Raw genomic sequence first — 24,201 nt, 5'->3', positions numbered from 1 at the left:
CGCTGTGGGCGCGGCGGTACCGGTTACGAGGAGACGCGCCATGATGAGACACACACTCGACTTCGGTAGCCCGTTGCCCCCGGGCTGGACCACACTCGACGACCAGAACCGGTACTGGGATCAGTTCACCGACCGGTTCAGGTTCCGGCCTGGTCTTACCGAGTCGGATTGGCCGGCGATGGCAGAACCGACACCGTCGATCACGTTCGATCTCACCGCGCCTGCCGACATCGCAGGCGCGTGGCAGAGCCGCTTCGATGCGATCAACGCCGAAGCGTTACGTTGTTTCGTCTCCGATTTCCCCGAGGACCCGATGTTCGTGGTGCTGGACTGGCAGCACACCTGCTATCGGCTCGATACGGCCGTGCATGCCGCCACCCCGGACACCGAGTGGCGGGTTCCGGTCTACCCCAACGGCGACTACCACCTCTTTCTGCGCGACGACCTCAGCGAGGGCACGTTCGGACACCCGTGGGAGCAGACCCTGTGCGTGTTCGGCGAACGTCCTGTCGGTTCATTGGGCCGGACCCTCGCGACGTGGCTGCCTGTCATACGGATCGACGGCCGTCGACCCGACGCCCTGTAACACAACAGCACACCACTCGCGCACCGCGGGACGGGGCCACGACATCGGCCCGGACTGTGCGAAGCCCTCGCCACCTGTCGAGAAGGCGACACCCTCATCGTCGCCGGATTCGGCTGACTGGGCCGATCCGCCGGCGACCACAGTCTTCGCGCCGGCCTCGTGCAGGTCGAACATCTTGCGGCCCTGCGCCCGCGTCAGCTGACGCGTCGACCCGCAGCAGCCTCGACAATCACCGGGCCCCGCACGAACAGCGGCTCTACCCGCCGAACAGGGTCGCCGCGAACGGCGTGGTGGCCGGCAGTGCGTCGAACATGGTCTCGGAATGCCCGTTGGGGTAGGTGCGGTAGTCGACGTTTGTACCCCCGGACCACAGGTCGGCGACGAGCTTGAACGACAGCGGCGCCGGCACGACCTGATCGCGCAATCCCTGGCCGAGGAACAGCGGCCGGTCGTAGCCACGGGTGGGCACTCCCATGTAGTCGGCGAGGGCCGCGCGCATGCGGTCGTCGCCGAGCGGGCGGGCGAGGATTTCCCCCACTCCGATGCCGTCGACGCGGTCGCTGAGTTCGGCGTAGCAGAGCCGCTCCGCGTCGTCGACCACGTCCCGTCCGACCGGGGTGAGGTAGCTGTTCACGTCCACGTCGGGCCGTGCGACTCGCAGACCGGCCAGGACGTAGGACAGGAACACGGTGGTGCCGTCGAGGCCCAGATCCGGGAATCCGGGACCGCCGAACGGGAACAGCGTCTCGAGGTTCGACGGCGCGCCGGTGGCGATCATGCCGCGGAAGTCGAGTTCGGGGGCCCGCGACGTCGCCAGGAGCGCGGTGTGCAGGGCCGCGTGGCCGCCCTGCGACTGGCCGATCACGATCCAGCGGTTCGACAGCGACGGCTCGGCGGCGCGGGCGGCCCGGACGACGTCGACGACGCTGTTCGCGGCGCTCGGCCCGTCGAGATACGTGTGCAGGCCGTCGCCGCCCAGGCCGGGATAGTCGGAGGCGACCACGGCGTAGCCCCGGGACAGCCAGTGCCCGAGGTACGTCCGGTCGCGGTCGGTGCGCGGGTTGCGCGACGGGGCGCACTCGTCGCCGACGCCGACGGTGCCGTGGGCCCACGACACGACCGGCCAGCCACCCTCGGGCGCCTGACCCGGGGGCAGGTACAGGACACCCGAGGCGGTCGTCGACGCACCCGATCGCCACTGGGTGCGGAAGGCCAGTCGCTCGGCCGTGGCCGCTCCCGGCACCGACAGCTCACCGGGCAGTGACTCGACCGCGACCACCGTGCCGGGCCCGGGCTGCGCGCCGGCCGTCGCGGGCACGACCAGCCCGGCAGCCACGGCCCCGATGCACGCGAGCGCCCGCAGCCGCCACCCGATTCCCCTCATCGTGTCCTCCCGTCGTCGGTGCAGGCGCTCGAACCTACAGGCGCTCAAACCTAGCAGCGGCGCCCAGCCGGACAGGACGTTTCGGGCACGGTGACGCCGGGCATCTTCCGAGGCATGACGACTTTCCCGGCGAGCTCGACGACCCCACAGGCCACCGCCGCCGATCGGCTCCGCGTCGCAGGCGTCGCCGTGTCGGCGATCGCCGCGGTCGCTCTGTCCTTCCTCGGTTCCGGGGCCGTGGTGGGCACACCGATCTCCGAGGTGGCCGACGGGGCGCTCTCCGCCGATGCGACGGCGGTGGCGCCGGGCGGTCCGGCATTCGCGATCTGGTCGGTGATCTACGCGGGTCTGCTGGCGCTCGCGGTGTGGCAGGCGCTGCCCGCGCACCACGCCGACCCCCGCCAGCGGGCGCTCGGCTGGTGGATCGCCGCGTCGATGCTGCTCAACGCCGCGTGGATCCTCGTCGTGCAGCTCGAACTGCTCGCGCTCAGCGTCGCGGTCATCGTCGCGCTGCTGGCCGTGCTGGTCCGGATCTTCCTCGGCCTGACCCGCACCGCGCCGTCGTCCCGCGTGGAAGCGGTCGTCGTGGACGGCACGATGTTCCTGTACCTGGGCTGGGTCGCGGTGGCCACCGTCGCGAACACGGCGGCGGCGCTGCGCGCCGCGGACGTCGACCCGTTCTCGCTGGGCGCCGACGCCTGGGCGGTGATCGTCCTGGTCGCGGTCGCCGCGGTGTCGGTGCTCCTGGCCATCGCCGGGCACGGGCGGCTCGCCGTCGCCGCGGCCATGGCGTGGGGCCTGGTGTGGATCGCGGTGGCCCGCAGCGGCGACACCGGATTCACCTCAGTCCCGGCCGCCGTCGCGGCGGGCGGCGCGGCGGCCGTGGCGGTGCTGTCCGCGGTGATCGTGCGGCTGCGCACCGAGGCCGCGCGGCGGCGGCGCACCGACACCGCGCGGCGCCGGCGAACCTAGTGGCCCTCGTGGTCCCGCCGCGCCAGCTCGGCGAACATCGCGTTGTGGGCGGCGAGATCGGCGTCGTCGTCGCGCTCGGCGGCGCGGTCCACCCGTCGCGCGGTGCGCTCGTCGCTGCGCGACCACTGCACCAGCAGCGCCAGCATGACCAGCACCAGCGGGATCTCCCCCGCCGACCAGGCGATACTGCCCCCCACCTTCTGATCGGCGAACAGGTCGCTGTTCCAGGCCAGGCCGAGCCCGCGATAGTAGGACTCCGCCATCACCGAGCCCATGCTCATCAACGTCACGCCGAAGAACGCGTGGAACGGCAGGGAGCCGAACACCATCGCCAGCTTCGTCACCGGCGTCACGTCCCGCGGCGACGGGTCCACGCCGATCACGACCCAGTAGAACAGGTAGCCGCTGATCAGGAAGTGCAGGTTCATCAGCACGTGCGCGGCATGGCTGTCGGCGTTGGCCTCGAAGATCCCACCCAGGTACAACGCGTAGAAGCCGCCGACGAACATCACCGACGCGACGACCGGATGGGTGAAGAACCGCGACGGCGGGCTGTGCAGGAACGCGAGGAGCCATTCCCGCGGGCCGGGGTAGCCGTCGCGGCCCGCCGGTTTGAAGGCCCGCAGCGCCAGGGTCATCGCCCCGCCGAGGGCGAGCAGCACGGGCGCCAGCATCGACATCGCCATGTGGGCGCCCATGTGGACGCTGAACATCGCCGGCGAGTACATGCCCACGCCCGACGACGTGGCGACCAGCAGCACGAAGCAGCCGGAGAACCAGGCGATCGACCGGCCGACGGGCCAGCTGTCGCCGCGCCGGCGCAGCGTCCACAGCCCGATCGCGTAGGCGACCGCGAGGACGAGGGCGATCGTGCCGAAGATCAGGTCGAAGCGCCACGCCCCGAAGAAGAGGGTGCCGAGTGTCGGGGGGCCGTCCAGGTTGTAGCCCAGCTCCACCTCGAGCAGCGACGGCACCGTCGCGGGCGGGGGCGGCGGGGTGCGGCCCAGCCCGACGGCCAGGCCGACCGTGGCGGCCAGGATGACGGCCTCGACGGCCGCGAACCGGACGAGCGCGCCCCGATCGTCGGGGTTCGCCTCGAGCGCGGGCAGCGCACGGCGCCGCTGCATCCACCCGAGGACACCCAGGGCGATCAGTGCCAGCGCCTTGGCCACGATCAGCCGGCCGTAGGTGCTGGTGAGCAGCTCGTCCGCGGGCAGCCGGACCGCGGCGTTGACGACCCCGCTCAGGGCCATCACCGCGAACGCCAGCCCGGCGACGAACGAGAACCGGCGGGCCGCGAGGTCGGTGTGCGTGCCGCGGCGCCACCCGTGGGCGAGCAGGGCGAACAACCCGCCCGCCCACACCGACGCCGCGACCAGGTGCAGCACGAGACTGTTGGTGGCCATGTCGTGCGACCCGCCCGACGACGAGTGCCCGGTCAGGGCCAGCGGCATCAGGGTCACCAGCGACAGCAGCAGCAGGTACGGCACCCACGACCAGCGCACCGCGGCGCGGATCAGCACCGCCAGGATCAGGGCGAGCGCCGACGTCCACGCCCACGCGAGCGCCGTGTCGACCTGCCCGATCGCGCCCCACAGGTTCTCCGGCTTCAGCGCCTCGGCCAGCGGCTGCCCGGAGGTGTCGGACAGGGTCAGCGGCACCAGCACCGCCGAGCACAACGCCCAGATCAGGGCGGCGGCGCCCGCGGTCCGCACGGCCCGGTAGCCGCCCACGTCCAGCACCCCGCTGCGCTGCGGCGGCACCAGGAACGCGGCGAAGAACAACGATCCGACCGCGGCGACGGCCGCGACCTCCGCGATCGCGCGCACCGCGGGCAGTCCGTAGGTGGTGAGCGGTCCCGGGTCCGGGATGCCCAGCAGCACCAGCGCCTGCGCGGCGGACAGACCGACCACGATCGGCGCGACGACCGCGGCGACGAGCCCGAGGAGGACGTACAGTGCCGACGTGTTGCGCCGCCCGGCCGGCGGCGAGGAGGTCGGCGCGGCCGACGCGAGCTCGGGTGATGCCATAGGTACCAGGGTAGGACCTCGGCGAGCGCCGCTACGACGCACCGTCGGAGACGTGCGCCACCCACCCGGCGACCGGGTCGAGATCGAACACCACGCGCAGGGCGTCGAGGGTGTCGGCCGCGTGCAGAGCGTCGCAGTGCGGCAGCGCTGCCGCCATGGGCCCCGTCTCGGGACGGTAGCCGGGCCGGCCGGCCCGCGGGTTCAGCCACACCAGCCGGTGGGCGCGGCGACGGATCCGCGCGACGGCCCGGCCGAGCGCCTGCGGATCGTCGCTGTCCCACCCGTCGGAGGCGACGAACACGACGGCGCCGCGCAGCAGGTTGCCGTGGTGGGAGGCGAGCAACGCCTCGAGGCTCCCGGCGATGTGGGTGCCGCCGTAGCGGTCGACGACCGTGTCGTTGGCCCGGGCGACGGCGTGCTCGGCGGAGCGGTGCGCCAGGGTCGCGGTGAGCCGGGTCAGGCTCGTGGAGAACGCGAACACCTCGGCGTCGCCGGCGCGCACCGCGGCCCGCATCAGGTGCAGGTAGGTGTCGGCGTAGCCGTGCATGGACCGGCTCACGTCGCACAGCACCACGATCCGGCGCGGCCGGCGGATCGGCCGCGCCCGGCACAGACGGATCAGCTCGAACCCGGTGTGCCGGGAGGCGGCGAGGGTGGCCCGCACGTCGAGGCGGCCGTGGTGGTGCGGCGTGCGGCGGCGGCCGAGGCGCCGCGGCCAGCGCACCCGGGCCTGCTCGAGCCACTGGCCCAGGAGGCGCAGGTCCTCGGGCCGGAGGTCGCCGAACGGTTGGTCGGCGCGGATCTCGACGGGGCTCGGCGCCCATGGCCCGGGCCGGGCCGTCTCGCCGGGGTCGCCGGAGCGGCGCGGGCCGCGGGTGTGCCACGGCACACCGGACTGCGGCGCCCCGGGGGGCGCGTGCGGCCCCGGCACGGTGGTCTCCCTCGCGCCCGTCGTCCCGTCGGGTCCGGTGCGCCGGGCGTGCGGGTCGACGGCGATCACCTGCTGGTCGAAGACCTCGGCGAAGACGGCGTCGAATGCCTCGAGCGCGTCCTGCCGGTCGACGAGGGCGATCCGCGCCGTCCAGTACAGGCGACTGCGGGTGCGCGGCGGGTGCAGGCGCAGTGCCCGCACCAGGGTCGCGGTGGCGGTCGCGGCGACGGGCACGCCGGCGCGGCGCAACCGGTCGGTGAGCGCCACGGTGAACGCGGCGAGGTCGACGCCGCGCAGCAGCAGCGCGCTGCTCACGCGCGGAACTCCTCGTATTCGGCGCGGATGGTGGTCCGGTCGTCGGGGGTCTTGGCGAGCGCGGTCAGTGTCGCCACCGCGCCCGGGTGGACCAGATCCGCCACTCCGAGCGCCACGAGTGCGGACACCCAGTCGATGGTCTCGGCGATGCCCGGCGCCTTGTCCAGGTCCAGCCGGCGCACGGAGGCGACGAAGTCGGCGGCCGATTCGACCAGCGCGAGGTTCGCGGCGGGGACGGTGCGGCGCAGGATCGCCACGGCGCGGTGCCGGTCCGGATAGTCGATCCAGTGGTACAGGCAGCGCCGGCGCAGCGCGTCGTGCAGGTCGCGACTGCGGTTGGAGGTGAGCACGACGATCGGGGGCCGAGCGGCGGCGAGGGTGCCGAGTTCGGGGATCGTGACCGAGTACTCGCCGAGGAACTCGAGCAGCAGCGCCTCGAATTCGTCGTCGGCCCGGTCGATCTCGTCGATGAGCAGCACCGGGACGGTGGGCCCGCGGTGGCGCACGCAGCGCAGCACCGGCCGTTCGAGCAGGAACTCCTCGGTGTAGAGGTCGGCCTCGCGCAGCGTCTCGCCGCGGGTTTCCGCGAGCCGGATCGCGAGCAGCTGCCGCTGGTAGTTCCAGTCGTAGAGGGCCTCGCTCGCGGCGAGACCCTCGTAGCACTGCAACCGGATCAGCTCGGTGCCCACGGCGGCGGCGAGGGCCTTGGCGGCGGTGGTCTTGCCGACGCCGGGTTCGCCCTCGAGCAGCAGCGGCCGGCCGAGTTCCACCGCGAGATACAGGGCGGTGGCGGTGCCCTCGTCGAGCAGGTAGTCCCGGTCGTCGAACCGGCGGACGACGTCGTCGACGTCGGCGAACACGCTCATCGGCCGGCTCCCGGAGCCGGTCCCGTCACGAACACGTGGCGTGTTCCTTCTGGTAGGCGCGGCGGCATCCCGGGCAGCAGAACCACACATCGGTGCCGGCGTCGGACAGATGCGGCGTGTCGGCGGTGACGGTGACGGTCATTCCGCAGACGGGGTCCACCGCGGTGCGCGGGGCCGCGATCGGCGCGGTGGGCGACCCGAGATTCTCGCGGCGGACCGCCTGCACCAGTTCGGCGACGATCGACAGCCCGATCTCCGCGGCGGTGCGCGCCCCGATGTCGAGACCCGCGGGGGTGTGCAAGCGCGCTCGTTCGTCGGGGCGCACCTCGGCCTGCGCGAGCACGTCGGCGCCGCGCCGCCGGCTGGCGACGAGCCCGACGTAGCCGATCCCGGCGTCGAGGGCGGCCCGGATGACGCCCGGCTCCTCGCCACCGAGGCTCGCGACGACGACGGCCGCGGCGTCGGCGGCGGGCGTGGCGCCCGGCTCGAGGCGGTCGACCACGAAGTCGAGCCGCTCGGCGAAGTCCGCGACGGCCTCGGCCACCGGCGTCGACCCCGACACGACGAGCATCGGGGCGGGTAGCTGCGGCTCGAGGAAGATCTCCGTCGCGCCGCCCGACAGGCACGGATTGACCGCGACGGTGGCCCCCGGGGTGTCGGGGAAGGTCTGCGCGGTGCCGGGCAGGACCCGCAGCAGGGTGCTCTCCCCCGTGGTCAGGGCCTGTCGCGCGGCGTCCCGCACCGAGGTCTCGGTGCACTGGCCACCGACGAAGCCTTCGATCGTGCCGTCGTCGAGTACCAGCGCGCAGTCGCCGGGCCGCGCGGACGTCGGCCGCTGGGCGCGCACCACGGTGGCACGGACGAACGCCCGGCGCCGGCGGGTCAGTTCCGCGGCACGCATCGTCAGGTCCATACGGCTCTCCCTGGTTCGGGCCGGTGGGTCAGATCGGCGGGGTGGGCCGGCCCTGCATCGCCTCCCACACCCGGGACGGGGTCAGCGGCATGTCGGCGTGCCGCACCCCGAAGGGGCGCAGGGCATCGACGACGGCGTTGACCACGGCGGGCGGCGAGCCGACGGTCGCGGACTCGCCGATGCCCTTGGCGCCGATCGGGTGGTGCGGCGACGGGGTGACGGTGAACCCGGTCTCGAAGTGCGGCACCTCCATGGCCGTGGGGATGAGGTAGTCCATGAGCGAGCCGCCGAGGCAGTTGCCGTCCTCGTCGAACTCGATCATCTCCATCAGCGCCATCCCGATGCCGTCGACGAGTCCGCCGTGGACCTGGCCCTCGATGATCATCGGGTTGATGCGGGTGCCGCAGTCGTCGACGGCGAGGAATCGGCGGACCGTCACCTCACCCGTGCCGGGGTCGACGTCGACGACGCAGAAGTACGCCCCGTACGGGTAGGTGAGGTTCTCGGGGTTGTAGCAGATCTGGGCCTCGAGTCCGCCCTCGACACCCTCGGGCAGATCGCCCGCGCCGTGCGCCCGCATCGCGATGTCCTGGATGGTCACCGACGCGGTCGGATCGCCCTTGACGTGGAAGGAGCCCTTGGTCCAGTCGAGGTCGGCGACGGACACCTCGAGCATGCCGGAGGCGATGATCCGGGCCTTGTCGCGGACCTTGCGCGCGACGAGGGCGGCGGCCGCGCCGGAGACCGGGGTGGACCGGCTGCCGTAGGTGCCGAGACCGAACGGGGTGTTGTCGGTGTCGCCGTGCACGACGTCGATGTCCTCGGGTGGGATGCCGAGTTCCTCGGCGACGATCTGCGCGAACGTCGTCTCGTGCCCCTGGCCCTGGGTCTGCACGGACAGCCGCACCACCGCCTTGCCGGTGGGGTGCACGCGCAGCTCGCAGCCGTCGGCCATGCCGAGACCGAGGATGTCCATGTCCTTGCGGGGGCCGGCACCGACGGCCTCGGTGAAGAACGCCACGCCGATGCCCATCAGTTCGCCCCGCGCGCGGCGCTCGGCCTGCTCGCGGCGCAACTCCTCGTACCCGACCATCTCCGCCGCCTTGCGCAGGGTGGTCGCGTAGTCGCCGGAGTCGTACTTCCATCCGGTCTTGCTGGTGTACGGAAACTGTTCGGGCCGCAGCAGGTTCTGCAGCCGCAGCTGCACCGGATCGAGCTCGAGATCGTAGGCCAGGCAGTCCACGAGCCGCTCGACGAGGTAGACGGCCTCGGTGATGCGGAACGAGCACGCGTAGGCCACGCCGCCGGGCGCCTTGTTGGTGTAGACGGCGGTCATGTGGCAGTAGGCGGCCTCGATGTCGTAGCTGCCGGTGAACACCCCGAAGAAGCCGGCCGGGTACTTCACCGGGGCGGCGGTGCCGTTGAACGCGCCGTGGTCCGCGAGGACCTGGGTGCGGATCGCGAGGATCTTCCCCTCGCGGGTCGCTGCGATCTCACCGACCATCACGTAGTCGCGGGCGAAGCCGGTGCTCACCAGGTTCTCGCTGCGGTCCTCCATCCACTTGACCGGCTTGCCCGTGACGAGGGACGCGACGATCGCGCAGACGTACCCGGGATAGATGGGCACCTTGTTGCCGAACCCGCCGCCGATGTCCGGGGCGATCACCCGGATCTTGTGTTCGGGCAGACCCGCGACGAGGGCGTAGAGGGTGCGGTGGGCGTGCGGCGCCTGGCTCGTCGACCACAGCGTGAGCTTGCCGGTGATCCGGTCGTAGTCGGCCACGGCACCGCAGGTTTCCATCGGCGCCGGGTGCACCCGGGGATAGACCATCTCCTGCCGGGTGATCACGTCGGCCTTCGCGAACGCGGCTTCGGTGGCGGCGGCGTCCCCGGTCTCCCAGTCGAAGCAGTGGTTGTCGGTCTTGCCCTCGAGGTCGGTGCGGATCACCGGGGCCTCAGGTGCGAGGGCACGACGGACGTCGACGACCGGATCGAGGATGTCGTACTCGACGTCGATGAGTTCGAGGGCGTCGCGGGCGGAGTACCGGTCCTCGGCGACGACGAAGGCGACCTCCTGGCCCTGGAAGCGGACCTTGTCGGTGGCGAGGACGGCCTGGACGTCGTTGGACAGGGTCGGCATCCAGGCCAGGCCCTTGTCCGCGAGGTCGGCGCCGGTGACGACGGCCCGCACCTTCGGGTGGGCCTGCGCGGCGCTGGTGTCGATGCCGAGGATCTTCGCGTGCGCGACCGGGGAGCGCAGGATCGCCAGGTGCAGCATGCCGGGTAGTTGCACGTCGTCGACGAAGCGGCCGTGGCCGCGGATGAATCGCGGGTCCTCCTTGCGCAGCATGCGGCCGTGGCCGCACGGCTTCTCGTCGTTGTCGACGGTGTCGAGCAGCTCGGGGGTCGGGTCGACGGCGGTCATGACGGCGCCTTCTCGGTGGCGGGGTGTTCGGCGGCCCAGCGGACGGACCGCACGATGGTGGTGTAGCCGGTACAGCGGCAGATCTGCCCGGAGATCGCCTCGCGGATGGTCTGCTCGTCGGGGTCCGGGTTGCGGTCGAGCAGGGCGCGGGCGGTGATCATCATGCCGGGGGTGCAGAAGCCGCACTGCAGCCCGTGGCAGCGCATGAAGCCCTCCTGGACGGGGTCGAGCACGCCGTCGCGCTCGAGTCCCTCGACGGTGCGCACGTCGTGGCCGCTCGCCATGGCAGCGAGCATGGTGCACGACTTGACGGGCTCGCCGTCGACCGCGACGACGCAGGTGCCGCAGTTGCTGGTGTCGCAGCCCCAGTGCGTGCCGGTCAGGCCGAGGTGATCGCGCAGGAAGTGGACGAGCAGCAGCCGCGGTTCCACCTCGGCACTGACCTCGTCTCCGTTGACGGTCATCGAAACACGCATCGGGTCAACCCCTTTCGGAGGTGGTGAGCCGCTCGACGGCGCGGCGCAGGGTCCGCACCGTGAGCTCCGCGGCGAGGTGGCGTTTGTAGTCGACGGTGCCGCGCTGATCCGCGACCGGGTCGCTCGCGGCGGCGGCGAGTTCGCCGGCCTCGCGGTAGAGGTCCTCGGACGGCGTCGCGCCGCGCAGCCGGTCGGAGATGCCGGCCAGGGCCTGCGCGTCCGCCCGGACCGCGGTGAGGCCGACGCGCGCGTCGTCGATGGCGCCGTCGCTCATCCACACCGCCGCGCCGGCGGCGGCGATCGCCCAGTCCCCCGTTCGTCGCTCGACCTTGGCGTAGGCGCTCGACCCGCGGCCCCGTCGCGGCAGCCGGACCTCGACGAGCAGTTCGTTGGCGGCGGCGGTCGTCTCGTAGGGGCCCAGGTGGAACTCCTCCATCGTCAGCGTCCGGCTGCCGCGCGGACCGCGCAGCACGACCGATGCGTCGAGGACCTGGCACACGGTGGACAGGTCCTCGGCGGGGTCGGCCTGGCACAGCGACCCGCCGATCGTGCCGCGGTTGCGCACCACGGGGTCGGCGATGACGCGTTCGGCGTCGCGGAAGATCGGGAAGATCTCGGCGAGCGCCTCGTTTTCGAGGAGTTCGCGGTGCCGCGCCAGCGCGCCGATCCGCACGACGTCGGGCTCGACGGCGATGTAGCCGAGCTCGCCGGCCAGGTCGTTGATGTCGATCAGACACTCGGGGCCGGCGAGCCGCAGTTTCATCATCGGCAGGAGACTGTGCCCACCAGCGACGACTCGGGCTTCCTCGCCGCGTTCGTCCAGTAGAGCGATGGCGTGTTCGATGCCGGTGGCGCGCTCGTATTCGAAAGCCGAAGGTACTTGCATGTGGCATACCTCACATTTCAGCTACCTACGGAGTGTATGCCCGCGCTCGCGGCGCGACGGGCGGATTCGCCGCCCGATCGGGACGCACGCGCCCACCGCGCCGGCAGCGGCGGGGCCTCGGTCGGGCACGCACCGGCAAACAGTTAAGATTCTGGCCGCGCCTCCGTAGCTCAGCTGGATAGAGCAAGAGCCTTCTAATCTCTAGGTCGCAGGTTCGAGTCCTGCCGGGGGCACCGTGACACTGCCGGCCTCCGGCCGCGGTGACACTGCCGGCCTCCGGCCGGGGTCCAGTATCCGCGGCGTTCCCAGTCAGCCGCGGCCCCGATAGTCGCCGCGGTTGACTGGCGCCCGCGCGTCTGTGCCGGTCGCGGGCTGTGCGGTCACGCCGCGCGGGTGAGGCGTTCGGCGAGTTCCCAGAACCGCCGGGCCTGAGCGACGTCGTGGGACTGCGGGCTGGAGTCGATCTCGTGGCACTCGCCGAAGAACCGGCCGCCGATTCCGTCGAGCGACGGGTCGACGGCCATGAACACCAGCGAGTCGGTGGCCGCGTCGACGGACGTGGCGAACGGCATGTGCGGCAACACGTGCGCCATGAACAGCCGCATGAGACCGCGGGTGCTCGCCGCAGCGGTGGTGGGCACGAAACCGGGGCACACGGCGTTCGCGGTGATCGGACGCCCCTCGAGGCGGCGCTGGAGCTCGTAGGTGAACCACAGCACCGCCAGCTTCGAATTCTTGTACGCCCGATCGGGGTGGTACCCGTGCTCGAGCTGGACGTCGGCGAAGTCGAAGTCGACCGGCGCACCGCGGGATCCGGGCAGATGCAGCCGCGAGCCGACGGTGACGACGCGCGCGGCCTCGCTGCGTTCGAGTGCCGGTAGGAGCAGGCGGGTGAGCAGAAACGGGGCCAGGACGTTGACGGCCACCGTCTCCTCGTACCCGTCGACGGTGAGCCGGCGCTGCTTGCTCGTCTGCAGAATTCCGGCGATGTGGAACAGCACGTCGATCGGTGCGCCCCGCGCGGCTTCCGCGACGGCGAAGGAGCGGACCTGTTCGAGGGAGGACAGGTCCACCCAGCGGGGCTCGGCTCGCGCACCGGGATGCTCCCGCCGTATCGCCGCGACGGCGTCCTCCGCGGCAGCCCGGGTACGCGCGGTGAGCAGGACGTTGTGCCCTCGGGCGGCGAGCTTCCCGGCCGTGACCCGGCCGAGTCCCCGCCCTCCCCCGGTGATCAGCACGGTCTTGCTCACGTACCCGCGTCCTCCGTTCCGCTGCTGGACGTCCCCGCGGACGCCCGGCCGGCCGCGTGCACCCGCTCGCCGAGCCGGGCGAGGATCGGGCGCTGCCCCTTCACGAGCTTGACGTCCGCGACGGCGAGCGGGAACCAGCGGGCGTCGTCCACCTCGGGAAAGCTCTGCACCTTTTCGGACCGCGGCGGCCACTCCAGATCGAAGGTGTTGCTGCCCAGGAAGGCCAGCTCCGCGGCGGTCTCGGCGGCGTAGACGGTGACGATCTTCCCGGAGGGCTGCTTGAACCGCCCGAGCATCTCGTAGTCCACCGAGGGCGCGGGCATTCCGCATTCCTCCTCGAATTCCCGTAGCGCCACGGCGAACGGATCCTCGTCCTCGCCGTACACACCCTTGGGAATCGACCAGGCCGCCTCGTCCTTGCCGGTCCAGTACGGGCCGCCCGGATGCACGATCCACACCTCGAGCACACCGGCATCGTCGATCCGGTACAGCAGAATCCCGGCGCTCGTGACAGCCATCGATCCACCTTTCCGGCACCGGCCTGTGCGCCCGCACCCACACGGTAGTTCCTCCGGGCAGACTGAGACCCGGCAACCGTGCCCCCGAACCGGAAGGACCCAGCCGTGACCGATACGACCGGCGATCATCCCGTCACCGCCCGCGCGAACGGACCCGGCGTCGTGCTCGACCTGCCGGAAGGCCTCGGTGTCGCTCTCGACATCGCGCAGGCCCGAGCGCTACTGGACCAGCTGCAGGCGGCGATCGAGGAGGCCGAGCAGCTGGAGGTCTGATTCCGGACAGCGGTGCCGGTTCGGGCGAACGCCTGCGCGGCGGGTGTCCGCCGGTGATCATCGAGGGGCGGGTTCCGGCGGAGGACGCGACAGGCTGCCGGGACCGTTCCCGAACCGAAGGAGTCCTCGTGTCGAAGAAGGTCGCCCGCCGGGCCGCCGCCCTCGCCGGTCTGGTCGCCGCCCCGGTCGTCCTCGGTGCCACCGTGGGACCCGGGACCGCCGCTGCGGCGCCGTGGCGCATCGGTCCGCTCTACCGCGCCGAATTCGCGGGGCCGGAAGGCAGCGCCGTCTGCTCCAAGGCCGAGGCGTTCGATCGGTCCATCGGTGCTGTCGTCCTCGTGTCGTGTTCGTGGGATCCCGCGGCGAATGCCTGGTTCTACGTCGTCTTCAACCCGAGGACCTGGTCGTAGCCGACCCGACCGGCGGCGGGCCGCATCGAAACGGGCCTGCCCACCGGCGAGCACATCGTAGAATCGGGAAAACTCCTGTGGGCCTGTTCCGCAACGGCGCCGAGGGACAGACTGCCATGCACTCATCATCCGAGCCGAGCCGATGACCACCCCCACGGTCGAACCGCGTCCCCGTGACCGCCGGCTGTCGGAAATCCCGGACGCCCTGGCATCCCGGCACCAGGCGACCGCCATGCTGCGCACCCGCCGCTACGCCGTGTTCCTGGACTTCGACGGCACCCTCGCCCACCTCGCGGACGATCCCAGTGCGGCCACCCTCGTGGACGGCGCGGCGGAGGAGCTCGCCCGGCTCGCCCGGTACTGCCCGGTCGGCGTGATCAGCGGCCGCGATGTGGCCGACCTGCAGGCGCGGGTCGGCGTGCCCGGCCTCTGGTACGCGGGTAGCCACGGTTTCGAGCTCATGGGTCCGGACGGCACGTACCACCGGCACGAGGCCGCCGATCGCGCGGTGCCCGACCTCGGGCAGCTCGCCGTCGCCCTCCGGGACAGCCTGGCCGCCGTGCCCGGCGTTCTGGTCGAGCCCAAGCGTTTCACCGTCGCCGTTCATCATCGCCACGTCGCCGGGGACCGGATGGATGAGGTCCTCGCGGCGGTGCGCGATGCGGCCGGCCGGGACGGCCCGCTGCGGGTCACGCACGGACGCGGGGTCACCGAACTGCGCCCCGACGTCGAGTGGGACAAGGGACGGGCGGTGGCCTGGGTACTCGAGCACGTCCGCGGCGCAGGCGACCCCATGCCGGTCTACATCGGCGACGACCTCACCGGCGACGAGGCGTTCGGGGCCCTGACGTCGACCGGGATCGGCGTCGTCGTGCGCCACCCCGGGGAGGGTGACCGGCGGTCGACGGCCCAGTTCGCGGTCGACGGCCCGGACCGGGTTCGCGAGATCCTGCAGCGGCTGGCGGATCTGCTCGGCAGCGACCCGGGGATCGCGCCGCCCCCGGACGACGCCTGGACGATGTTCTTCGACGGTTACGACCCGTCCACCGAGAAGCTGCGCGAGGCCCTCTGCACGGTCGGCAACGGCTACTTCGCCACCCGCGGCTGCGCTCCCGAATCCCGGGCCGACGGCGTGCACTACCCCGGCACCTACGTGGCCGGCATCTTCAACCGGCTCGACGACGAGGTCTCGGGGAGCATCGTCGACCACGAGAGTCTGGTGAACCTGCCGAACTGGCTGCCGGTGACCTTCCGCGTCGACGGCGGGCAGTGGTTCGACCTCGACTCGGCCGAACTGCTCGACTACCACCAGTACCTCGATCTGCGCCGCGCTGTCCTCACCCGGCGGCTGCGTTTCCGCGACGCCGCGGGCCGCACCACCTCGGTGCGGCAGCGGCGGTTCGTCGCCATGAACGTCCCGCACGCCTGCGCCCTCGAGACGACGATCGCGGCCGAGGACTGGTCGGGCCGGCTCGAGATCCGTTCCCTGCTGGACGGCACGGTCCGGAACTCCCTCGTCGAGCGCTACCGCGCCCTCGCCGACGAGCACCTCGGGCCGCTGCAGTCCACCGCCCTGTCGGCCGACTCGGTGCTGCTGGCGGTGCAGACCAACCAGTCGCGGATCCCGGTGGCGATGGCGGCCCGGCACACGGTGTGGTGCGGCGGGGAACCGGTTGCGGCCGAGTGCCGGTTGGTCGACGGCGGCGACCGGATCGGACACGAGATCGTCGTCGACGTCGACCCCGACCGGGCCGTGACGCTCGAGAAGATCGTGACGGTGTTCACCGGACGTGACCCGGCGGTGTCCGAACCGGCCGACGAAGCCGCGCGGTGGCTCCCCCGGCTGGGCCGGTTCGACGAACTGCTCGACGGCCACGTGCTCGCCTGGGGATACCTGTGGGATCACCTGGGCATCGACTACGAGGGTCCGGGTCACGGCCACGCCCTGCGCGTCGTCCGGTTCCATCTTCTGCATCTGCTGCAGACCGTCTCCGCGAACACCACCGACCTCGACGTGGGCGTGCCGGCCCGTGGGCTGCACGGTGAGGCGTACCGCGGGCACGTCTTCTGGGACGAGCTGTTCGTGTTCCCGGTGCTCAACCTGCGGCTGCCCGCGCTGACCCGGTCGCTGCTGCGCTACCGCTACCGTCGCCTGCGGGAGGCGCGCCGGATGGCACGCGAAGCCGGGCACCGGGGCGCGATGTTCCCGTGGCAGTCGGGCAGCGACGGCCGCGAGGAGAGCCCGCAGCTCCACCTCAACCCCAGATCCGGGCGGTGGAACCCGGATCCGAGCCGGCGCCAGCACCACATCGGCATCGCGATCGCCTACAACGTGTGGCAGTACTACCAGGTCACCGGCGACCTGGAGTTCCTGATCGAGTACGGCGCCGAGATGCTCGTCGAGATCGCCCGCTTCTACGCCGACCTCGCGTCCTACGACGAGACTCGCGACCGGTACAGCATCCGGGGAGTCATCGGCCCCGACGAGTTCCACTCCGGCTACCCCGGCGCCCCGTACGACGGGATCGACAACAACGCGTACACCAACGTCATGTCGGTCTGGGTGATCCTGCGGGCGCTGGAGACACTCGACCTGCTCCCGCTGCAGATCCGCTCGTATCTGACCCAGGCGCTGGGGCTGCACGCGCAGGAGACGACACGCTGGGAGGACATCACACGCAAGATGTTCGTCCCGTTCCACGACCGTGTCCTCAGCCAGTTCGAGGGGTACGACGAGCTCGCCGAGCTGGACTGGGACGGCTACCGGCGCCGCTACGGCGACATCCAGCGACTCGACCGGATCCTCGAGGCCGAAGGCGACGACGTCAACTGTTACCGGGCGTCGAAGCAGGCCGACGTGCTGATGCTGTTCTATCTGCTGTCCGCCGACGAACTGCAGGAACTGCTCGAACGGCTCGGCTACCGGTTCCCGACCGAGGAGATCCCGCGGACCATCGACTACTACATGGCGCGAACCTCGCACGGCTCCACCCTGAGCGGGGTGGTCCATTCCTGGGTGCTGGCCCGAGCCCACCGGGACGAGGCCGTGGACTACTTCTACCAGGCGCTGAAGGCCGACATCGCCGACATCCAGGGCGGCACCACCATGGAGGGCATTCATCTCGCGGCCATGGCCGGCAGCGTCGACTTCTTGCAGCGGTGCGTCCCCGGCCTCGAAACCCGCGGCGGCCGGCTCGTGTTCTCCCCGCAGTGGCCCGAGCCGCTGGGCGCCCTGGAGTTCCCCATCTTCTACCGGGGTTACCGTCTTCGCCTGCGCATCAAAGGCAGAGAGGTCCAGGTGAGCGCGGGCCCCGGGAACCAGGCGCCGATCGAGATCGAATGCCGCGGCCGCGTCGCGCATCTGCAGCCGGGAGGCACGGTTCGCCTGAGCTAGTGCGACGACGGACCGCCCTGCGGCGCGCGACCGCGAACGTCGATCGCCACGGTTCCCGCGTGCAGGTCGAGGATCATCCGTTCGGTTTCCCCCGCGGCCGTGTCCGACCGCGACATCTGCCTGGAGCGGCCCTCGTCGATCACGTGCCGGTGCGAGGGCGAGAACAGCGCCTGCATCTCACCGAAAAGACCCGCGGCACCGGCTCCGTTCGCCGGTGGCCGATTCTTGCGCCAGTAGACCCAGCCTCGACGCTCCGCCCACAGCCCGAGCCGATCGAGCAGCAGCACGGCGACGACGAGCGCGACGGCACCTGCCAGCAGATACATGACTCTCCTCGGGGCGGCGGCCGACATGTCCGAGGATAGAGCGCCGAGTCCCGTCCACGCCCCGTCGGCGCCGCCCTCTCGGGACCAACGGCCCTGGAACGAGCACGGTTCCGCGGTTCACGATGAGAACGAGCCCGCTCCCGCGGGCCGGGATCGGGAGGATGGGCCGTGGATTCTGCTGCCTCGTATGTCCGGAAGCAGGCCGTCGTCACCGGCCTGGTGAACGTCGTCGTCAATCCACTGCTGGCGTGGGCGGGCAAGCGCGGCACGTCCTTCGTGCCGCTGTGGTCCGCGGACGGGATCGTCGTCGACATCGCGCTGACCGCGATCATCCTCTCCGTGCTCGTCGCCGGGTTCTCCGCCGCCGGGGTGCGTCGGGCGCTGCGCGGAGGGCTCGACGCAACCACCGCAGACGCCCCGCAGGCCGGTCGGTGGCTGTCGCGGTTGCCGTCCGGGACCTGGTCTCTGGGTCTGTCGCTCGGGGCGGCCGCCGCGGCCGTCTCCGTGCTCGCGATCTGGGTGCTGCACCTGCTCGGTGTGTCCGGGCTGTCGACGGGATGGTTCCTGGTGCTGAAGGCCGTCTACGGCGGTGTCCTCGGCTACCTCGTCGCGCGCTGGGTGATGGTCCGGCAGCTGTCGGCGAATCGGACGGCGCAGCTCCCGAGGAGCAACAATGCCGGACGGTGACTCCACTGCGACCGACCGGCAGCTGCCGGTTTTCGAGCAACGGGTCGTACGCGCGCGGGTGGTCGACGCCCCCGCCGGGGACACGTTCGCCGCGATCCGCCGCATCGACTTCATGCGATCCCCGGTGATCGCCGCCCCCAATCTGGCCCGGATGGCCTTCGACGCCGTGCGCGCGCCGCGGCACCGGACGGTGCGGGCGCGCCGCGCGGTCCGTCTCGGGGACCTGATCGGTCCGCAGGGCGGCTTCGAGGTGGTCGCCGAGGAACCGGGGCGCGAACTCGTGCTCGGCTTCGTCGGCCGGTGGTGGGAGCCGGGGTACGGCCGTGTCGACTGGGATCCCGGCACGCCCCTGTCGAGCATCTCGGTTCCCGAATGCGGGGTCGGCACATGGAGTTTCACCGTCCTACCGTATGACGCGCGGACCTGCGTCCTGCTCACCGAGATCCGGGTGCACGGCACCGACGAACGCGCCCGCAGACTCTTCCGCCGATACTGGACGGCGGTCGGACCGTTCGTGCGGGCCATGGCACGGCCGATTCTGTCGATGATCGCGGCCGAGGCCCGGCGCCGACCGGAAGTCCCCTCGTAGACATCGCACCGGCGGAACAGGGTGTGAGCCGCCGCAACCGGCCGCCCGCGCCGGTCAGGCCGAGTCGTCCGGCCGTTCGGCCTCGGGGGCGAGGGTGAAGTAGTTCTCCTCTTCCTGCACGAAGTGCAGCCGCAGCAGCGCGTGCAGCCCGTACAGGCAGGCGAGCAGGTCGTCGCACTGGTCCGGGCTCAGCGCGCCGGCGGCGTCGGCCTGCGCCAGATGTGTACGCATGCGGCGGCTGAGGCGGTCGATCTCGGCGTGCATCCGGCTCATCGTCGCGGTCGCCTCCCCACTGCCGAGCGGGACCGCGAGCGCCGGGTACAGCTCGGTGTCCTCGGCCCGTTCGTGCGGCAGCAGCGTGTCGAACAGGAACGTGTCGGTGCGGCGCAGCGCGGTGTGAGCGGCGGGCAGATCACCGGAGGCGAGCAGCTGGGCGGTGTCGCGCAGGAGCGACAGGTCGTCGCGCAGGACGTCGTGTTCGGCCGAGAACCGGTGCAGCATCGCCTCGGTGTCGTCGGGCAGCGCCAGCTCCCGGTCCCGGTCGCCGCGTAGGGCGCGCAGCGCGTTGAGGATGACCGCGACGTCGATGCCCTCCTGCAGCAGCGCACCCACCGCGGGGGGCAGGTATCCGAACGCGGCGAATCCCATGGCGACCAGCGACAGGCTCATCCCGACGACCGCGCTCTGCACGGCGATGCGCCGGGAGCGGCGGGCGATCTCCATGGCGTCGGCGAGCCGGTCGAGCCGGTCGGTGGTGAGCACGATGTCCGCCGCCTCCGAGCTCGCCGTGGATCCGCGGGCACCCATCGCGACTCCGACGGTCGCCGCGGCGAGGGCCGGTGCGTCGTTGACGCCGTCGCCGACCATCACCGTGACCGCCGCCTCCCGCTCGGCACGGACGCCGTTCACCTTGTCGGCCGGGGTCTGCTCGGCGTACACGCCGTCGAGGCCGAGGACGGAGCCGATCTCCTCGGCCGGTTCGCGACGGTCGCCGGTGAGCATGACCAGCCGGTCCAGGCCGGCCGCGCGCAGCCGCCGCAGGGTGCGCGCGGCGTCGCGGCGCAGGGGGTCCACGAGCAGCAGGGCGCCGGCCAGATCGCCGTCGACGGTGACCCAGGCGACGACGGCGCCGTCGAGGGCGGCGCGGCTGAGCACCGCCCGCGCCCAGCCCGGCGCGTCGTCGGGCAGGACCAGGCTGCCGACGGTGACGCGGTGGCCGTCGACGGTCGCGGCCACGCCGGTACCGGCCTGCTCGGCGACGTCGGTGGGCAGCGACAGGGGCAGCCCGCGCATCTTCGCCTCCTGCACGATCGCCTCGGCGAGCACGTGCGGGGACAGCTGATCGGCGGACGCCGCCAGGCGCAGCACCTCGGTGCCGTCGCCGCCGGGTGCGGTGACGATGTCGGTGCCGGCGGGCCGGCCACTGGTGAGCGTTCCCGTCTTGTCCATCACCAGGGTGGTCGCGTGCCCGAGGTTCTCGAGTGCGCCGCCACTGCGGATCACCACCCCCAGACGCGAAGCGCGGGAGAGACCGGAGACGATCGCGACGGGCGCGGCGAGCAGAAGTGGGCACGGGGTCGCCACCACCAGCACGGCGACGGCGCGGGTGGCCGAGCCGCTGATCAGCCACGCGAGCCCCGCCACCGTCAGCGACAGCGGCAGGAACCACGCGGCGACCCGGTCGGCGATCCGCACCACCGGGGCGCTCTCGGCGGCGGCCTCGCGGGCCAGGCGCACGATGCCGGCGTAGGTGCTGTCCTCGGCGGTGGCGCGGGCGTGGAGCTCGAAGGCGCCGCCGGCAGCGACGACGCCGCTGCGTACGGCCTCCCCGGTGCGGCGCTGCACGTGCATCGGTTCGCCGGTGAGGACCGACTCGTCGAGCACCGCGAGCTCGGAGGCGACCCAGCCGTCGACCGGCACCACCTCCCCTGGCCCCACGACCAGGGTGTCTCCGGGCACCACGTCGCCGAGCGGCACGACCTCCACCTCGTCGCCGACGCGGCGACGGGCGGTGTGCGGGGCGTGCTCGAGCAGGGCACGCAGGTCCTTGGTGGCACGACGTTCCGCGGCCGCGTCGAGGGCCTGCCCGGAGGCGAGCATCACGCCGATGAGCGCCCCGGCGACGTATTCGCCGACGAGCAGGGTGCCGACCAGGGACAGCACCGCGATCAGGTCCACCCCGACGCGTCCGCGCCGCAGCGCATCGATCACCCACCAGGTGGCGGGGACGATCGCGACGACGGTGCCGGCGATCCAGCACGCGTCGGCGACGGCGTGCGCGTCGAGAAGCCACGCGATGCCCCCGACCGTCAGGGCGGTGAGGGTGACGGCGAGCAGCGTGGGTTCGAAGGCACGGCGAAGCTTCTCCCGCCGCGCGGATTCCGGTTGCGTCGCCACTGCCGCAGTCTCCCGTTCCGCACCTGGGCCGTTGTGTCGACCTTCACCGTGCCACCCTCAGCCGTCGGCCGGTAGGGACGGAAGTCGGTCCCGGGTCGCCGTCCCGTCAGATCCCGCGTCCCGGGTTGAGGATCCCGGTCGGGTCGAACGCCGCCTTGACGCGGTGCATGAGGGCGCGCTCGACGGGGCCGACCTGTGTTTCGAGGTACGGCTGCTTGAGCACTCCGATGCCGTGCTCACCGCTGATCGACCCGCCGAGCGCCAGGCATTCGGCGACCATCTCGTCGAACGCCTGCCGGGCGCGTCGCGCGACGGCCTCGTCGGCGGCGTCGAACACGATGGTGGGGTGCAGGTTTCCGTCCGCCGCGTGCCCGAACGTGCCGATGAGCAGGTCGTGCCGCGCGGCGATCGCCTCGATGGCGGCGAGCATCTCGGGCAGGCGGGGCACGGGGACGGCCAGGTCGTCGAGCAGGGTGCTGCCACACCGCTCGAGCGCGGTGAGCGCCACCCGCCGCGCGGCCATGAATTCCTCCCCCTCGACCGGGTCGGCGGTGTCGTACACCTCCGTCGCGCCCGCCGCGGTGCAGGCCAGCGCGCACACCCGGGCCTCGGCGGCGGCGTCGCGCCCGTCGCACTGGACGAGCAGCAGTGCGCCGGCCGTGCGGTCGAGGCCCATGTGCGTCATGTCGTCGACGGCGGCGATGGTGGTCCGGTCCATCAGTTCGACGAGGCACGGTTCGGCCTGCTCACGGATGGCCAGGACCGCAGCGACTGCGTGCGCGGTGCCCGGGAAGCTCGCGACCACCGTGGCGGCCGCGGTTGCGGCGGCGCGCAGCCGCACCGTGGCCTCGACGATGACGGCGAGGGTGCCCTCGGAGCCGACGAGCAGTTGCGTGAGGTTCAGTCCCGCCACGTTCTTCCGGGTGGTGGCGCCGGTGTGGATGATCTGCCCGTCGGCGAGCACCGCCTTGATGCGGGCGACATGGTCGGCCGTGACGCCGTACTTCGCGCAGCAGGTGCCGCCGGCGTTGGTGGCGAGGTTGCCGCCGATGGTGGAGACGGCGCGGCTGCCGGGATCCGGCACGTACCACAACCCCCGCTCGGCGGCCGCGGCGGCGAGATCACCGTTGATCACGCCGGGTTGCACTGTGGCGGTGCGTGATTCGGTGTCGATGTCGAGGATGGCGTTCATCTTCTCGACACTGAGCACGATGCCGCCGTCGAGGGCGTTGGCCGCGCCCGCGAGGCCGGTGCCGGCGCCGCGGGTGACGACGGGGATGCCGTGCCGGTGCGCGACGGTCAGGGTGGCGACGACGTCGTCGGCGTCCCGGGCCCGGACCAGCGCGAGCGGCGTCCCGGCGGGCGTGAGCAGCGACTGGTCGCGCCGGTAGGCGAGCATCCGGTCCGGATCGGTGACGACGGCGTCGCCGACGGCGGCGACGAGTGCGGCAACGGCCTGCCCGGTGCCGGGGACAGAAGTTACGGCGCCGGCGTTCACGGGACCGTCCGATCGAGAACGGGGGTGGGCTGCCGGTAGGCGACGGGGAACCCGAGCGACCCGAGGCTCCAGTCGATCAGGCGGCACGGGACGACGGCCCCGGCCTGGCCGGTCACGGCCGACCAGGCGAGGGAACCGCCGGTCGGGTCGAGTGTCTGCTGGTCCATGAACGCCCTCTCGTCGTGAGGCCTGCCGCCGATCGGGAAGAATTGTCAGACAAGTACACAAGCGTGTCAAGGATGCATGTGCGGCGTCGTGCAAGAATGCAGGGATTCGTGCAGGTCCGTGCGGGTGCGCGGAGAGCCGGAAGGAGCGGAGCGTTGGCCGGACGCGTCGAAGCCCTGTCGATCGTCGACGCCCTCGCCCTCGAACTCCGCCGACGGGTCTTCGCCGGCGAGCTGACACACGAGGATGCGCTCACCGAGGCCGAGGTCTCGCGCGCCTACGAGGTCGCCAGGCCGACCGCCAAGGCGGCCATCGAGAAGCTCGTGGGCGAGGGTCTGCTGCAGCGCAGTGTCCACAAGACCGCCCGCGTGCCCCACCTGGGTCCCGACGACGTGCGCGACATCTACCGCACCCGAGCCCACCTGGAATCCGTGGTGTTGCGGGCGCTGGCCGAGACCCGCACGGTGCCGGCGGCGGCGTCGGCTGCCAATGCCGAGATCGCCGCCATGACCGAGGGGGACCCGCTCACCGTCGTCGATCCCGACATGCGCTTCCACGCCGCTCTGGTGGACGCGCTGGGCAGCCCGCGCACCAGCCGCATGTTCGGTTCGCTCGTGTCCGAGGTCCGGTTGTGCATGGTGCAGGTGCAGGGCAAACAACTGCTCACCACCGCGAGCATCGCCGCCGAACACCAGCAGATTCTCGACGCCGTCCTGAGCGGCGACGGCGAGGCGGCGGTCGAGGCGATCACCCGCCACCTCGGACGCGCACGGGAACGCCTCGTCGCCGCACTCGGCGGCAGCCCGGGTCCGGAAGCCACCCTCCCGGAGCCTGCGTAACCACCTCCCCCGCCGTGCCGGGCCGACGCCGCACGCATGTGGGTGCTCGCCACCCCTCTACGGGACCTCTC

Annotated in this window: 22 protein-coding genes and 1 tRNA gene; 9 read left to right on the top strand and 14 right to left on the bottom strand. The window is 72.1% G+C overall.

The annotated features are described in order from the left end of the window. Positions 1-40 precede the first annotated feature (40 nt). The gene (locus tag LZP97_RS04830; RefSeq protein ID WP_010596390.1) at positions 41-586 is read left to right on the top strand and encodes a DUF2716 domain-containing protein; all 546 of its coding nucleotides are present in this window, start codon (positions 41-43) and stop codon (positions 584-586) included. Between the two features lie 256 nt (positions 587-842). Here LZP97_RS04830 and LZP97_RS04825 read toward each other — a convergent pair whose 3' ends face one another. Beyond that, positions 843-1,970 carry an alpha/beta hydrolase family protein gene (locus tag LZP97_RS04825; protein WP_048773879.1) on the bottom strand — a complete coding sequence of 376 codons (1,128 nt, stop codon included), beginning with the start codon at positions 1,968-1,970 and terminating at the stop codon, positions 843-845. Between the two features lie 114 nt (positions 1,971-2,084). Here LZP97_RS04825 and LZP97_RS04820 point away from each other — a divergent pair, with 114 nt between their 5' ends. Beyond that, positions 2,085-2,942: a tryptophan-rich sensory protein gene (locus LZP97_RS04820; protein WP_017681991.1), complete on the top strand. Its 858-nt coding sequence runs from the start codon at positions 2,085-2,087 to the stop codon at positions 2,940-2,942. Here LZP97_RS04820 and LZP97_RS04815 read toward each other — a convergent pair. Genes LZP97_RS04815 through LZP97_RS04785 form a run of 7 tightly spaced genes read right to left on the bottom strand, consistent with a single transcriptional unit; the run spans position 2,939 to position 11,784 of the window. Next, on the bottom strand, positions 2,939-4,972 hold the full coding sequence (locus LZP97_RS04815) for a cytochrome c oxidase assembly protein (RefSeq protein WP_017681990.1): 2,034 nt from the start codon (positions 4,970-4,972) through the stop codon (positions 2,939-2,941). The genes LZP97_RS04820 and LZP97_RS04815 overlap by 4 nt on opposite strands. Positions 4,973-5,003: 31 nt before the next feature. Next, complete coding sequence (locus tag LZP97_RS04810; protein ID WP_048773881.1) at positions 5,004-6,218, bottom strand: vWA domain-containing protein; 1,215 nt, start codon at positions 6,216-6,218, stop codon at positions 5,004-5,006. Continuing rightward, entirely contained in the window at positions 6,215-7,084 is an 870-nt protein-coding gene (locus LZP97_RS04805; protein ID WP_010596385.1) for an AAA family ATPase, read from the bottom strand. The genes LZP97_RS04810 and LZP97_RS04805 overlap by 4 nt, the downstream gene beginning before the upstream one ends. 25 nt (positions 7,085-7,109) lie before the next feature. Further along, complete coding sequence (locus tag LZP97_RS04800; protein WP_048773882.1) at positions 7,110-7,997, bottom strand: XdhC family protein; 888 nt, start codon at positions 7,995-7,997, stop codon at positions 7,110-7,112. 28 nt (positions 7,998-8,025) lie between these two features. Continuing rightward, on the bottom strand, positions 8,026-10,422 hold the full coding sequence (locus LZP97_RS04795; protein WP_040271682.1) for an aerobic carbon-monoxide dehydrogenase large subunit: 2,397 nt from the start codon (positions 10,420-10,422) through the stop codon (positions 8,026-8,028). Further along, positions 10,419-10,898 carry a (2Fe-2S)-binding protein gene (locus LZP97_RS04790; RefSeq protein WP_003936856.1) on the bottom strand — a complete coding sequence of 160 codons (480 nt, stop codon included), beginning with the start codon at positions 10,896-10,898 and terminating at the stop codon, positions 10,419-10,421. Before LZP97_RS04790 ends, LZP97_RS04795 begins: the two co-directional genes overlap by 4 nt. Positions 10,899-10,902: 4 nt before the next feature. Further along, positions 10,903-11,784 (bottom strand): FAD binding domain-containing protein, encoded by an 882-nt coding sequence (locus LZP97_RS04785; RefSeq protein ID WP_040271681.1) that lies wholly within the window; start codon positions 11,782-11,784, stop codon positions 10,903-10,905. Positions 11,785-11,943: 159 nt separating this feature from the next. Here LZP97_RS04785 and LZP97_RS04780 point away from each other — a divergent pair. Next, a tRNA-Arg gene (locus tag LZP97_RS04780) sits at positions 11,944-12,017 on the top strand. A gap of 147 nt (positions 12,018-12,164) precedes the next feature. Here LZP97_RS04780 and LZP97_RS04775 read toward each other — a convergent pair. Both LZP97_RS04775 and LZP97_RS04770 read right to left on the bottom strand, forming a co-directional pair. Then, positions 12,165-13,034 (bottom strand): SDR family NAD(P)-dependent oxidoreductase, encoded by an 870-nt coding sequence (locus LZP97_RS04775; protein ID WP_006554821.1) that lies wholly within the window; start codon positions 13,032-13,034, stop codon positions 12,165-12,167. Continuing rightward, a complete protein-coding gene (locus LZP97_RS04770; protein ID WP_006554822.1) occupies positions 13,031-13,552 on the bottom strand; it encodes an NUDIX domain-containing protein in 522 nt (173 codons plus the stop codon). Before LZP97_RS04770 ends, LZP97_RS04775 begins: the two co-directional genes overlap by 4 nt. 105 nt (positions 13,553-13,657) lie before the next feature. Between LZP97_RS04770 and LZP97_RS04765 the strand changes: the two genes are divergently transcribed. From LZP97_RS04765 to otsB, 3 genes are all read left to right on the top strand, one after another. Next, the gene (locus tag LZP97_RS04765) at positions 13,658-13,825 is read left to right on the top strand and encodes a hypothetical protein (RefSeq protein ID WP_017681093.1); all 168 of its coding nucleotides are present in this window, start codon (positions 13,658-13,660) and stop codon (positions 13,823-13,825) included. A 128-nt stretch (positions 13,826-13,953) separates the two neighbouring features. Further along, on the top strand, positions 13,954-14,235 hold the full coding sequence (locus tag LZP97_RS04760) for a hypothetical protein (RefSeq protein ID WP_029540205.1): 282 nt from the start codon (positions 13,954-13,956) through the stop codon (positions 14,233-14,235). A gap of 142 nt (positions 14,236-14,377) precedes the next feature. Continuing rightward, positions 14,378-17,629: a trehalose-phosphatase gene (gene otsB, locus LZP97_RS04755; RefSeq protein WP_048773886.1), complete on the top strand. Its 3,252-nt coding sequence runs from the start codon at positions 14,378-14,380 to the stop codon at positions 17,627-17,629. Here otsB and LZP97_RS04750 read toward each other — a convergent pair. Continuing rightward, the gene (locus LZP97_RS04750) at positions 17,626-17,955 is read right to left on the bottom strand and encodes a DUF6191 domain-containing protein (protein WP_006554824.1); all 330 of its coding nucleotides are present in this window, start codon (positions 17,953-17,955) and stop codon (positions 17,626-17,628) included. The two genes, otsB and LZP97_RS04750, sit on opposite strands and share 4 nt — an antisense overlap. Positions 17,956-18,123: 168 nt before the next feature. Here LZP97_RS04750 and LZP97_RS04745 point away from each other — a divergent pair, with 168 nt between their 5' ends. Together LZP97_RS04745 and LZP97_RS04740 are read left to right on the top strand one after the other, a co-directional pair. Beyond that, the gene (locus tag LZP97_RS04745) at positions 18,124-18,642 is read left to right on the top strand and encodes a hypothetical protein (RefSeq protein WP_010596356.1); all 519 of its coding nucleotides are present in this window, start codon (positions 18,124-18,126) and stop codon (positions 18,640-18,642) included. Continuing rightward, positions 18,629-19,231 (top strand): hypothetical protein, encoded by a 603-nt coding sequence (locus LZP97_RS04740; protein WP_048773888.1) that lies wholly within the window; start codon positions 18,629-18,631, stop codon positions 19,229-19,231. Before LZP97_RS04745 ends, LZP97_RS04740 begins: the two co-directional genes overlap by 14 nt. A 54-nt stretch (positions 19,232-19,285) precedes the next feature. On the opposite strand, the gene LZP97_RS04735 is transcribed toward LZP97_RS04740, so the two are convergent. The 3 genes from LZP97_RS04735 to LZP97_RS04725 form a co-directional block, all read right to left on the bottom strand. Further along, positions 19,286-21,628, bottom strand: coding sequence for a heavy metal translocating P-type ATPase (locus tag LZP97_RS04735; RefSeq protein ID WP_048773889.1), 2,343 nt, complete (start codon positions 21,626-21,628; stop codon positions 19,286-19,288). 106 nt (positions 21,629-21,734) lie between these two features. Beyond that, complete coding sequence (locus LZP97_RS04730; protein ID WP_048773891.1) at positions 21,735-23,126, bottom strand: FAD-binding oxidoreductase; 1,392 nt, start codon at positions 23,124-23,126, stop codon at positions 21,735-21,737. Then, positions 23,123-23,293, bottom strand: a complete 171-nt coding sequence (locus tag LZP97_RS04725; RefSeq protein ID WP_161800554.1) for a hypothetical protein — start codon at positions 23,291-23,293, stop codon at positions 23,123-23,125. Before LZP97_RS04725 ends, LZP97_RS04730 begins: the two co-directional genes overlap by 4 nt. Before the next feature lie 153 nt (positions 23,294-23,446). Between LZP97_RS04725 and LZP97_RS04720 the strand changes: the two genes are divergently transcribed. Then, positions 23,447-24,130, top strand: coding sequence for a GntR family transcriptional regulator (locus tag LZP97_RS04720; protein ID WP_017681086.1), 684 nt, complete (start codon positions 23,447-23,449; stop codon positions 24,128-24,130). Positions 24,131-24,201 lie beyond the last annotated feature (71 nt).

Source organism: Rhodococcus sp. DMF-1 (genome assembly GCF_021441945.1).
Lineage (GTDB): Bacteria > Actinomycetota > Actinomycetes > Mycobacteriales > Mycobacteriaceae > Rhodococcus > Rhodococcus ruber.
This window is presented reverse-complemented; position numbering and strand designations above follow the sequence as displayed.